Source organism: Microbacterium sp. 22179 (assembly GCF_052045715.1).
Taxonomy (GTDB): domain Bacteria; phylum Actinomycetota; class Actinomycetes; order Actinomycetales; family Microbacteriaceae; genus Microbacterium; species Microbacterium galbinum.
The window spans coordinates 60,688-73,146 of record NZ_JBQEPJ010000003.1 but is presented as its reverse complement, the minus strand read 5'-3'; the positions used below and the strand labels follow the sequence as shown (position 1 = coordinate 73,146).

General features: G+C 70.2%; 9 protein-coding genes. All 9 read left to right on the top strand.

Annotated elements, in window-relative coordinates; genetic code table 11:
- The first annotated feature begins 2 nt into the window (after nucleotides 1-2).
- The 9 genes from ACTJKK_RS08060 (at nucleotide 3) to ACTJKK_RS08020 (ending at nucleotide 12,442) form a co-directional block, all read left to right on the top strand.
- A complete protein-coding gene (locus ACTJKK_RS08060) occupies nucleotides 3-887 on the top strand; it encodes a branched-chain amino acid ABC transporter permease (RefSeq protein ID WP_247624609.1) in 885 nt (294 codons plus the stop codon).
- On the top strand, nucleotides 871-1,989 hold the full coding sequence (locus ACTJKK_RS08055) for a branched-chain amino acid ABC transporter permease (RefSeq protein WP_247633910.1): 1,119 nt from the start codon (nucleotides 871-873) through the stop codon (nucleotides 1,987-1,989). The genes ACTJKK_RS08060 and ACTJKK_RS08055 overlap by 17 nt, the downstream gene beginning before the upstream one ends.
- Nucleotides 1,986-2,738 (top strand): ABC transporter ATP-binding protein, encoded by a 753-nt coding sequence (locus ACTJKK_RS08050; RefSeq protein ID WP_247633911.1) that lies wholly within the window; start codon nucleotides 1,986-1,988, stop codon nucleotides 2,736-2,738. The genes ACTJKK_RS08055 and ACTJKK_RS08050 overlap by 4 nt, the downstream gene beginning before the upstream one ends.
- Nucleotides 2,728-3,477: an ABC transporter ATP-binding protein gene (locus tag ACTJKK_RS08045; protein WP_247633912.1), complete on the top strand. Its 750-nt coding sequence runs from the start codon at nucleotides 2,728-2,730 to the stop codon at nucleotides 3,475-3,477. Before ACTJKK_RS08050 ends, ACTJKK_RS08045 begins: the two co-directional genes overlap by 11 nt.
- Before the next feature lie 38 nt (nucleotides 3,478-3,515).
- Complete coding sequence (locus tag ACTJKK_RS08040; RefSeq protein WP_247633913.1) at nucleotides 3,516-4,718, top strand: Gfo/Idh/MocA family protein; 1,203 nt, start codon at nucleotides 3,516-3,518, stop codon at nucleotides 4,716-4,718.
- A gap of 5 nt (nucleotides 4,719-4,723) precedes the next feature.
- Nucleotides 4,724-5,926, top strand: coding sequence for a dihydrodipicolinate synthase family protein (locus ACTJKK_RS08035; protein ID WP_440747589.1), 1,203 nt, complete (start codon nucleotides 4,724-4,726; stop codon nucleotides 5,924-5,926).
- Nucleotides 5,923-6,825 carry a sugar phosphate isomerase/epimerase family protein gene (locus ACTJKK_RS08030; protein WP_247633915.1) on the top strand — a complete coding sequence of 301 codons (903 nt, stop codon included), beginning with the start codon at nucleotides 5,923-5,925 and terminating at the stop codon, nucleotides 6,823-6,825. Before ACTJKK_RS08035 ends, ACTJKK_RS08030 begins: the two co-directional genes overlap by 4 nt.
- A 10-nt stretch (nucleotides 6,826-6,835) precedes the next feature.
- A complete protein-coding gene (locus tag ACTJKK_RS08025; RefSeq protein ID WP_440747588.1) occupies nucleotides 6,836-7,963 on the top strand; it encodes a glycerate kinase in 1,128 nt (375 codons plus the stop codon).
- Between the two features lie 417 nt (nucleotides 7,964-8,380).
- Nucleotides 8,381-12,442, top strand: coding sequence for a PQQ-dependent sugar dehydrogenase (locus ACTJKK_RS08020; RefSeq protein WP_440747587.1), 4,062 nt, complete (start codon nucleotides 8,381-8,383; stop codon nucleotides 12,440-12,442).
- The last annotated feature ends 17 nt before the right edge of the window (nucleotides 12,443-12,459 follow it).

Here is a 12,459-nt window from a genome sequence, read left to right as displayed (position 1 = left end):
TCGTGAGTGGAGCACTGCTACTTCAAAGCCTGATCCTCGGCGTGCTGCTGGGAGGGCTCTACGCCCTCCTGGCCGCAGGCCTCACCCTCTACTTCGGCATCATGCGCGTCGTGATGATCGCGCACTCCGCGTTCCTCATCCTCGCCGCGTACCTCGCCTGGTGGTTCAACCGCGAGACCGGGCTCGACCCGCTCATCTCGCTGGTCGTCACCGTGCCGCTGTTCTTCGTGACCGGCGTCGTGATGCAGCGTCTGCTGGTGTCCCGACTCAAGCCGCTGACGCTCACCATGATGTCGGTGCTGCTCACCTTCGCGGTGGCGCTGATCATCGAGGGGGCGCTCGGGTTCTTCTTCTCGGGCACCCAGCGGCGCATCCCGCTGCCGTACGCCAGCGCGAGCCTCGACTTCTTCGGCGCCCAGGTGCCGGTCGTCAAGCTCATCGCGTTCGGTCTCGCGGCCGTGGCGCTCGCCGGCCTCTTCGTGCTGCTGAAGTACACGCGGTTCGGGCAGGCGCTGCGCGCCACGATCCAGCACCCGGAGGCGGCGCGGCTGGTCGGCATCAACACCGACCGCGTCGCGGGCTACGGCTTCGGCCTCGGCCTCGCGACCGCCGCGATCGGCGGCACCGCGCTCTCGCTCGACGCCACGATCTACCCGTCGCTGCACTGGCACTGGATCGGACCGCTCATGGCGATCATCGTCGTCGGCGGTCTCGGCAGCATCCCGGGCGCGGCCATCGCGGCGCTCGTCCTCGGAGTCGCGCAGAGCCTGCTGCAGCTCCCCCTCGGACCCACGTGGGCGCAGACGATCTTCTACGTCGCCCTGTTCGCCACGCTGATGTTCCGCCCGCAAGGATTCTTCGGAGGTCGTCTTGCCCAGCGTTTCTAGCCGCGAACCGATCGCGACCGAGACGGTCGTCATCGCTCCGCCCGCTCCCACCCGTCGTCGTTCGACGACGTGGATCAAGCTCGCCGCTCTCGTCATCGGCGCGGCGCTCATCCTCTCGTTCCCGACCATCGCCCCGAACCCGTACATCCTGTCGGCGGGCGTCGTCATCCTCAACTACGCCGTGCTGTCGACGGGGTGGAACTTCATGGGCGGGTTCACGGGGTACATCTCCCTGGGGCACGCCGCGTACTTCGGGCTCGGGGCCTACGGCACCGCGCTCCTGATCAAGTACCTGGCGCTGCCGGGCTTCGTCGCCTGGATCCTCGCCGCTCTGCTCGTCGCGGTCATCGCGATCCCGATCGGCATCGCCGCCCTCCGGGTGCGCGGAGCGTCGTTCGTGATCGTCTCGATCGCCTTCGTGCTCATCATGCTGCTGGTCTTCCAGAGCTGGCGCGAGGTGACCGGCGGCTCCGAGGGACTCAACGTCCCCCGTCCGTTCCCCGGCATGCTGCGCCCCGAGCACCACCGCGTGTTCTTCTACCTGTTCGTCGCCCTGCTCGCGTTCGCGCTGCTGGTGTGGTGGATCATCGACCGGTCGAAGTTCGGCACCGCGCTCAAGTCCATCCGCGAGGACGAGGACAAGGCGCAGTCGCTGGGCGTGCCGACCACCCGCTACAAGCTCATCGCCTACATCCTCTCGGCGCTGTTCGTGTCGCTGGGCGGCGGGCTCTACGCCCTGTGGTTCGGCGACCTCGACCCGATCTTCCAGTTCTCGATCCTCATCGGTTCGTACATGGTGCTCATGGCGCTGCTCGGCGGGGTGCGCAACCTCTTCGGCCCGCTCCTCGGAGCCGTCGTCGTGGGTGTCGCCCTCGAGTACTTCAAGCTCGAGTTCGGTGACACGCAGTTCCACCTCATCGCCACCGGCATCCTGCTCGGCATCGTCGTGCTCTTCATGCCCGACGGCGTCATCCCCGCGGTGCGCAACCTCGTCACCCGCAAATCCGACCAGGCCTCGATCCGCGAGGTGACCGCCGGCGAGCTCCTCGAGCAGAACGAGAAGCGAACAGCGGATGCCGCGGCGAAGGAGACGTCAGCATGAACGCCGCCACCACCACGCTCGACAGCCTCAGCACGGCCTCGATGACCAAGAGGTTCGGCGGCGTGACCGCGGTCGACGCCGCCACGGTCACCTTCCAGGAGGGCAAGGTCAACGGCCTGATCGGGCCGAACGGCTCGGGCAAGACGACCTTCTTCAACTGCGTGACCGGCATGATCAAGCCGGACTCCGGCGAGGTGCGGTACCGGGGGCAGGCGATCACCCGCAAGTCGCCCGACCGCATCGCCCGTGCGGGCATCGGCCGCAGTTTCCAGCTGTGCCGGGTGTTCCCGCGCATGACGGTGATGGAGAACCTGCTGGTCGCGGTGCGCAGCACGAGCATCCGCCAGCAGCTGCGCTCGGCGCACGATCCGGAGGAGCTGGAGCGGGCCCGCGGCTGGCTGCGTCGCGTCGGCATCGATCACCTCGAGCACGCCGAGGCCCGCAACCTCAGCTACGGCCAGCAGAAGCTTCTGGAGCTGGCGGGAGTGCTCATGGGCGAGCCCGACACGATCATGCTCGACGAGCCCGCCGGTGGCGTGAACCCCGCCCTCATCGGGCGTATCGCGACCCTCGTGCGCGAGCTCAACGAGGAGGGCAAGACCTTCATCATCGTCGAGCACAACATGGAGATGGTCATGAGCCTGTGCGACCACGTGATCGTGTTCGACCGCGGGCGTCCGATCGCCGCGGGCACCCCCGAGATCATCCAGCAAGACCCGCGAGTCCTGGAGGCCTACCTTGGAGTCTGAAGCGAAGAACCTGCTCGAGCTGCGCGACATCGAGGCCGGGTACGGCCGGGCGGCGCTCGTGCTCCGCGGTCTCACCGTCGAGGTGCCGCCGGGATCGGTGGTCTGCCTCGTGGGGCCGAACGGCGCCGGCAAGTCGACCGTGCTGAAGGTCGCGAGCGGCATGCTCAAGCCGCGCTCAGGCAAGATCGAGGTCGACGGCCGCGACATCACCGGCGAGGGCCCGCAGTCGATGCTGCGCCACGGCCTCGCCCACGTGCTGCAGGGCCACAGCGTCTTCCGCGAGATGACGGTCGGCGAGAACGTGATGCTCGGCGCCTTCACCCTCAAGGACCAGAAGGTGATCCAGGAGCGCGTGGAGTTCGTGCAGAACCTCTTCCCCATCGTGGGGGAGCGGTGGAAGCAGCTCGCCGGGCTCCTCTCGGGCGGCCAGCAGAAGCAGGTCGAGTTCGCGCGGTCGCTCATGGTGAGCCCCAAGGTCGTGCTCCTCGACGAGCCGTCGATGGGCCTCGACCCCAAGACCACCGAGAAGGTGTTCGAGCAGATCGTGCGCATGCGCGATGCCGGAACCGCGGTGCTGCTCGTCGAGCAGAACGCGCGACGAGCGCTCGAGACCGCCGACATCGGCTGCGTGCTCGACCTCGGTCGCGTGCACATCTCGGGCCCGGCATCCGAACTGCTCGCCGACCCCACCCTCGCCGCGCTCTACCTCGGCGGCAAGCCCGCCGCGGCCGGCAACTGACTCGCATGAACAGCACCCTGACGGAAGAACGGAACGAGATGTCACTCACCACCACCGCCTCTCCCGAGGCTCCCGCATCCGCTCCCGCGAAGACGCGCGAGATCGGCATCATCATGAACGGCGTCTCGGGACGCATGGGCTACCGCCAGCACCTCGTGCGCTCGATCCTCGCGATCCGCGACGAGGGCGGCATCGAACTCTCCGACGGCACGAGGGTGACGGTGCGGCCGCTCCTCGTCGGCCGCAGCGAGACGAAGCTCGCCGAGCTCGCGGAGCGCCACGGCATCGCCGACTACACGACGGATCTCGATGCGGCGCTCGCCGATCCGCAGTGGGAGATCTACGCCGACTTCCTCGTGACGAAGGCGCGGGCCACGGCGCTGCGCAAGGCGATCGCGGCCGGCAAGACGATCTACACCGAGAAGCCGACCGCCGAGTCGCTCGAGGAGTCGCTCGAACTCGCCCGCCTCGCCCGCGAGGCCGGCGTCAAGACCGGTGTCGTGCACGACAAGCTCTACCTCCCCGGTCTGCAGAAGCTCAAGCGACTGATCGACTCGGGCTTCTTCGGGCGCATCCTCTCGGTGCGCGGCGAGTTCGGCTACTGGGTCTTCGAGGGCGACTGGCAGCCCGCGCAGCGCCCGAGCTGGAACTACCGCACCGAGGACGGCGGCGGCATCATCGTCGACATGTTCCCGCACTGGAACTACGTGCTCGAGAACCTGTTCGGCACGGTCGAGAGCGTCTACGCGCAGGCGGCCGTGCACATCCCCGACCGCTGGGACGAGCACGGCGAGCGCTACATCGCCACCGCGGAGGACGCGGCGTACGGCATCTTCGAGCTCGAGGGCGGGGCGATCGCGCAGATCAACTCCTCGTGGACCGTGCGCGTCAACCGCGACGAGCTCGTCGAGTTCCACGTCGACGGCACGCTCGGCTCGGCGGTCGTCGGGCTCTTCGGCGCCAAGATCCAGCACCGCAACGCCACCCCGAAGCCGGTGTGGAACCCCGACCTCGCCGACGACCACGACTACGCGGCCGACTGGGCCGGCGTGCCGACGAACGAGGTCTTCCAGAACGGCTTCCGGCAGCAGTGGGAGGAGTTCCTGGAGTCGTACGTTCTCGGTACCGACTACGCGTTCGACCTGCTCGCGGGTGCCCGCGGCGTGCAGCTGGCCGAGGCCGGACTCGCGTCGTCGCGCGAGGGGCGCAAGATCGAGCTGACCCCGCTCACCGAGGGGTGACGACCATGGGCGCGCTCACCCTGCTCGCCCCGGACGGCTCGACCTCGCAGGTCGAGCTGTCCGAGGCGCCCGCCTACACCCGCCCCGACGGCCCGTTGCGGAGCCGCGTGGCCTACGCCGCGGCGCACGTCGTGCCGAAGGTCGCGGGAGACAACACCCCGGGGCGTCCCGCCGAGATCGACTGGGATGCGACGCTCGCCTTCCGCCGCCACGCCTACGCGTGGGGGTTGGGCGTGGCCGACGCGATGGACACCGCCCAGCGCAACATGGGACTGGATGCCGCGGCCACCCGCGAGCTGATCTCGCGCTCGGCCGCGGTCGCCCGCGAGGAGGGCGGCGCGGTCGTCGTCGGGGTCAACACCGACCACGTCGACGACGAGCAGATCACGGTGGATGCCGTGATCGACGCCTACAAGACGCAGCTGCACTTCGCCGAGGAGCAGGGTGCCGGCCCCGTGATCATGGCGTCGCGCCACCTGGCCCGCGCCGCCCGGTCGGCCGACGACTACCGTCGGGTGTACCGCGAGGTGCTGGGGGCGGCGACGACCCCGGTCGTGCTGCACTGGCTCGGCACCGCCTTCGACCCCGTGCTGCAGGGGTATTTCGGGTCGGACGACTGGCGCGCGGCATCCGATGTGCTGATCGAGATCATCGGCGAGAATCCCGACAAGGTGTCGGGTGTCAAGATGAGCCTGCTCGACGCGGCATCCGAGGTCGCCGTGCGCGACCGCCTGCCGGACGGCGTGCGCATGTTCACCGGCGACGACTTCAACTACGTCGGCCTCATCGGCGGAGCGGACGTGCCGGATGCCGCGCAGCCCGTGAGCGAGGCGGCCGAGCCGCGTCGGCACTCCGACGCGCTGCTCGGAGCCTTCGCGGCGCTGACGACGTCGGCCTCGGCGGCGATCCAGGCGCTGGACGCCGGCGACCCCGGCCGCTACCTCGAGATCCTCGGCCCGACCGAGGCGCTGAGCCGGCAGATCTTCGCGGCGCCGACGTTCTACTACAAGACGGGCGTCGCGTTCGTGTCGTGGTTGAACGGGCACCAGCCCGCGTTCCAGATGGTCGGCGGCCTGCACTCCGCGCGCAGCCTGCCGCACCTGTCGCGCATCGTCGAGCTCGCGAACGAGGCGCGCGCGTTGGAGAACCCCGACCTCGCGGCCGGCCGCTGGCACGCGCTGCTGAAGCTGAACGGTGTTCTCGCATGACCGCGCCCGATCCCCGTCTGTCGATCAACCAGGCCACCATCAAGCACGCCGACCTCCGCACCGCTCTCGACGTCACGCGCGACGCCGGCATCGAGGCGATCGGTCTGTGGCGCGAGCCCGTGCAGGCCGTGGGGCTCGAGACCGCGGCGGCGATGCTCGCCGACTCGGGACTGCGCTTCACGACGCACTGCCGCGGCGGGTTCTTCACGGTGCCCGACGGAGACGCCCGTCGCGCATCGCTCGACGACAACCGCGTCGCGATCGACGAGACCGCGGCGCTCGCCGCCGCCGGTGCTGCCGGATCGACCGCCGTGCTGGTGCTCGTCGCCGGCGGTCTGCCCGAGGGGTCGCGCGACATCGCGGGGGCGCGCGAACGGGTGCGTGACGCGATCGGCGATCTCGCGCCCTACGCGGCAGAAGCGGGGGTGACGCTCGCGATCGAGCCGCTGCATCCGATGTACGCGACCGACCGATGCGTGGTCTCGACGCTCGGGCTGGCGCTCGACATCGCCGCCGACTTCGACGCGCAGGTGGTGGGCGCCGCCGTCGACACGTTCCACATCTTCTGGGACCCCGACGTGCTCGCTCAGATCGCTCGCGCGGGCCGCGAGGGGCGCATCGCGACCTATCAGGTGTGCGACTGGAAGACCCCGCTGCCCGCCGACGTGCTGCTCAGCCGGCACTATCCGGGCGAGGGCGTGATCGACCTGCGCACCCTCACCGAGGCCGTGGTCGCCACCGGGTACGACCGCGACATCGAGGTCGAGATCTTCCACGCCGACATCTGGGCCGACGATCCGGCCGCCGTCGTGCGGCGCACGGCCGAGACGTTCGGGCGCAGCGTCTCGCCGTTCCTCGCGCCGGCTCTTTCTCGCTCGGCCCCCGCATCGCCCGCGTAGGGTCGTGAGCGTGCACACCGTCGTCTTCGCCCCCGACAGCTTCAAGGGCACGATCGGGGCCGCCGACGTCGCCGCCGCGCTCGCCGCGGGGTGGGGCTCGGTGCGCCCCGGCGATCGTGTGGTGCTGCGGCCGATGGCCGACGGGGGAGAGGGCACGGTCGATGCCTTCGCCGCCGCGGTCGACGGCGCGGTGCGCGTGCCGGTGCGGGTGACGGGTCCGGACGGTGCGCCCACGGATGCCGCGTGGCTGAGGTTGCCGGCGACGCCCGACGCCCCGGGAGGCACGGGCGTCGTCGAACTCGCCTCGACGAGCGGCATCGAACTGCTCGGCGAGCGGCGCATCGGGGAGGAGGCGCACACGCTCGGATTCGGACAGGCGATCGCCGCCGCCCTCGACGCCGGGGTCTCGCGCCTCGTGCTCGGGATCGGGTCGAGTGCGTCGACAGACGGCGGGACCGGGATGCTGACGGCGCTGGGCGCGCGATTCCTGGACGCGTCCGGGGCGCCGATCGCGGTCGGTGCCCGCGGGCTCGCCGAGCTCGCGTCCGTCGATCTGACCGGGCTGCGCGCTCTGCCTCCGGGTGGCGTTGTCGTGCTCAGCGACGTGACGAATCCACTGGTGGGTTCGCTCGGGGCGGCGGTGGTGTTCGGCCCGCAGAAGGGGCTCACGGGCGACGCGATCGCGCGCGCCGATGCGGCGCTCGCGCGGCTCGCCGCTCTGCTGCCGGCTGGTCCCGCGACACCGGGAGCCGGCGCGGCCGGAGGCACCGGTTTCGGCCTGCTGGCCTGGGGTGCGCGACTCGTGGCCGGTTCGGCCGAGGTCGGCGAACTCGTGGGGCTCCCGGGTGCGCTGGCCGAGGCATCCGCTGTCGGTCCTACCGTCGTGATCACCGGCGAGGGCGCGTTCGACGGGCAGTCGGGAGCCGGCAAAGTGCCCTCGTACGTCGCGTCGGCTGCGAGCGCCGCTGGGGTCGATGCGCTTCTCGTGGCCGGGCGGGTCGATGCGGATGCCGACACCTCGGCGTTCGCCGCGCACGCCTCGCTGACCGAGCTCGCGGGGTCGGGGGAGGCCGCGATGCAGGACCCGGCGCGCTGGCTGCGGGATGCCGGGACAGTGCTCGCCCGCTCACTGGGCTGACCTCGGGGCGGGCCCTTCGACAGGCTCAGGAACCCAGTAGGTGCGTCGGGGCGGGGCCCTTCGACAGGCTCAGGGACCCAGTGGCGTGAAGCCGGGTCGCTGAGCCTGTCGAAGCGTCCCCACCCTCGGCACAGATGACCCTTGCCTCCCCCACTCCTGCGCGCTAGCCTCGACGAAAGCGGTTGCGAAAGCGCTTACGCATGCGCTTCCGTACCGCTGATCGCCCTCCCCTCTGCAGTGCCGCCCCGGGGAGGAGCGCGACACCACACCGGCACGACACCACACGACGATGACGTTGAGAGGTCTCTGATGCAGAAGCGAAACACACGGTCGACGAGCGCGCACCGGCGAACGGACGCCGTGCCACCGGGCGGGAGGCGCCACCGGAGAGCCGGGGCGGCCGCCATCGCCGCGGCCATGATCGGCACCCTGCTCGCCGCCACCCCCGCGACGGCCGATGCCACGTTCCCCGAGGTGATCGACTTCGAGGGCTACGAGCGCACGGCGCTGAACGGGCAGGACGGGTGGACGGCATCCGCTGCTCCCCGCGTCGTCGCCGATCCGCTCAACGGCAACAACCAGGTCGTCGAGTCGGTCGGCGGCGGGCAGCAGGCGTTCCGCGAGATCCCGGCGATCGCCGACGGAACGACCGGCACGCTGTTCTTCCGCTTCCTGCGCACGGGCAGCGTCGACACCTCGTTCGGCCTGACCGACGTCGACGCCCCGAACGACTACACGCACAGCCGCGCATACGTGAACAACCAGAACGACGACGTGCTGCGCGTCCGCGACGGCGGAGCCTTCAAGTCGGCGGGCGTCTGGTCGCGCGACGCCTGGCAGTGCGTCTGGATCGTCGCCGACAACGCCACCGACAAGGTCGCCGTCTACAGCCAGGGCGGCGCCTACGACGAGATCACCCGCCTGCCCGAGGGCACCGAGCAGCAGTTCGGCTTCCGTCAGGCCGTGAACGGCGACCTCGACCGGTTCTTCTGGAAGAACGGCGCCACCAGCACCGGGCGACTGCTGCTCGACGACGTCGCGGTCGACACGACGGGCGAGAACCTCGCGATCGCCACCGGCAACGAGGGCGACTGTGCTCCCGGGGAGACGCCCGCCGAGCCGCTGCTGAACCCGCTGCCCGACCCCGAGCTCTCGAGCCTGGGCATCGAGGTCACCGAGCTCGCCCAGCTGCCCGAGTCGACGACGACCCCGGCCACGCAGGACCCGCGTCTGGTGCGGCACAACCGCATCACGCACCTCGACGAGGTACCCGACGACTCGGGCCGCCTGATGGTGCCCGACAACAACGCGATCCTGTACCTCGTCGACAAGGCGTCGGGCGAGTACGTGCCGTACCTCAACGTGCGTGACGAGTTCGTCGACAACTTCCACAACAGCGCAGGGCTGGGCACCGGACTCGGCGCGGCCGAGTTCCACCCGGACTTCGCCGAGAACGGGCTCTTCTACACCGTGCACACCGAGGGCGGCACGGCGCTCACCGAGGACACCCCGGACTTCCCGGCCTACGGCAACACGCAGTTCCACAGCGTGATCACCGAGTGGACGGCATCCGACCCCTCGGCGGAGACGTTCTCCGGCACGCACCGCGAGGTCATGCGCATCCCCTTCGGCGGGCGCGTGCACACGGTGCAGCAGATCGCGTTCAACCCGACGGCCGCCGAGGGCACCGCCGAGCACGGCATCCTGTACATCCTCGTCGGCGACGGCGGTAACGGCGTCGGCAACGGCAACCCGCAGGATCTCGCCACCCCGCAGGGCAAGGTGCTGCGCATCGACCCGACCGGTGACGACAGCGAGAACGGCGCGTACGGCATCCCCGCCGACAACCCGTTCCTCGACGACGCGGACGCGCTGCCCGAGATCTACGCGGTGGGTCTGCGCGACCCGCACCGCATCAGCTGGGATCCCGAGGGCGACCACACCATGTACCTCGCCCACATCGGCGAGTGGCAGGTCGAGTCGATCTACGCGGTCGAGCCGGGCGACAACTTCGGCTGGTCGGTGCGCGAGGGCTCGTTCCTCGCCGAGAACCGGCAGATCTTCCCGCTGCCCGAGAACGACGCCGAGTTCGGCTTCACCTACCCGGTCGCCGCCTACGACCACAACCGCGACCCCGGCCAGACCGGTGACGCGGGCGTGGCCGTGAACGGCGGCTTCGTCTACCGCGGTGACATCGAGGCGCTGCAGGGCCGGTACCTCTTCACCGATCTGGTGCGCGGATGGGTGCTCTCGACGCAGGCCGACGAGATGGTCCGCAACGCGGGCGACATCGACGATCTCGCCACGATCGAGCAGCTGCGAGTGTTCGAGGACGGCGAGGAGACCACCTTCCAGGAGCTGGTGGGCGACACGCGCGTCGACCTGCGCTTCGGATCGGATGCCGACGGCGAGCTGTACCTCGTCTCGAAGGCGAACGGCAAGATCTGGAAGGTCACCGGTGCCCGCGAGGCGGGCCCGTCGTCGCCGTTCGTGCTGCCGGAGCTGGCGCCGAACGTCGTCACCCACCACGATTTCGACCACCCGGGCGCCGACCCGACGGTCGAGGTCGACCAGGGGCGCTCGGGCACCGACATCGCGCTGATCAACGGCGGCGTCGAGCAGCGGGTCGCCGACCGGGCGTACCCGGGGGCGGGCAAGGCGCTGCAGACGCAGCAGATGAGCCCGACCACGGCCTCGAACGACGACTGGAAGGCCGGGGTCTACGACGCCGCGGGCGTCGACACGCTCGGTGACTTCGCCGGTGCCGAGGAGATCTCGGTGATGGGCTGGTTCAAGCCCACCGGCGATCACCCGGCGCTGAACTCCGGCACCGCCAACCCCGACGACGTCTACAACGCGATCGGTCTCGCGGGCGTGCTCACCGGCACTTCCGACGGCCATGCGGTGCGCGCGCTGCTCGAGGTCATCACGGTCGACGGCGAGCTCAAGCTCGTCGCCCTCGGTCGTCGGGTCGACGGGGCGGGGTCGTGGACGTTCGCGGCCGACTTGCCGTGGGACGAGATCCTGAAGAAGGGGCAGTGGGTGCATCTCGCCGCCACCTTCGACTTCGCCGGCGGCGAGATGAAGCTGTACATGAACGGCGAGGAACTCGCCGGGCGGTACACCGCGGCGAACCCGTGGGGTGGGGGCGCGACGAGCGACACCACGCCCGCGGGCATCAAGATCGGCGGCAGCTTCCCGCAGAACACGCGCGAGGCCAACCCGTTCCACGGCCGCATGGACGACGTGATGCTGCTCGACACGGTGCCGACCGCCGAGCAGATCGCGGCGCAGTACGCGCTCTACGCGGTTCCGCCCGTCGAGCCGCCGGCACCCGCCGCCTGCACGCCCGACGGGCAGGTGATCACCGACGTGATGGGTGAGGAGAACTGGGCACCGCGCACGCCGGCGAAGTGGGACTTCCCCGGCGATCAGATCGTGCTCACCGAGGCGGGCACGAACCCGAACGACGGCATCCGTCGTCCCTTCGAGTACGCCGTGCTGAACGAGGGGCCCGAGCTCGGGTCGTTCGACCTCTCGGCCCAGGTGCGCATCGACGAGAAGGCGTCGGTCAACAACCGCGACGTCATCATCGTGTTCGGGTGGAAGTCCGACACCGAGTACTCGTACGTGCACCTGTCGAAGGACAACACGATCTACCCGCACAACGGCATCTTCACCGTGAACAACGCCGACCGCGTGCGGGTCGACGATCAGTGGGACGGCACGGTCGGCGCCCCGCCGGCGATCACCGACGAGGAGTGGCACGACGTCCGCGTGGTGCGCTGCGACACGGGTGAGGTGGCCGTCTATCTCGACGGACTCGACACCCCGCTGCTCACCGCGACCGACACCACGTTCCCCGAGGGGCGGGTGGGCTTCGGCTCGTTCGACAACTTCGGGCGCCTGCGCGACCTGACGGTCACGGCGGCTGCGACCGACACCACGGCTCCGGCCGTGACGGTCAAGACGGATGCCGGGGCGACGGTGGGCCGTGACGGCGTCTACTCGAAGGTCTCGTTCAAGCTGCACGACGAGGGGCTGGTCGCAGGCCTCGCGCTCAACGGCGTCGAGAAGGACGTGACGGATGCCGTCTGGTCCGACCTCAACGGTGTGAAGCCCGGGGTGTTCGGCGCGGTGGAGGGCGCGAACACCCTGGTCGTGCGGGACGCCGCGGGCAACGAGACGACCGTGCGGTTCACGCTCGACGTCACACCGCCCACCGTCACGGCCAAGCCCGAGTCGAAGGGCGCGGGCCAGGAGCGGGCGTACAAAGTGGTGTCGTTCAAGGTGTACGACGCGCTGAAGGTCGACCGCGTGGTGCTGAACGGTGTGACGACCGACCTGACCGACAACGCGTGGTCGGATCTGAACGCGGTGAAGGCCGGGCGCTTCGGTGCCGTCGCCGGGGAGAACACCCTCGTCGTGCTCGACGTGGCCGGCAACGCGACGGAGGTGAGGTTCACGCTCGTGCCGTGATCCTGCGGCGAGACCCA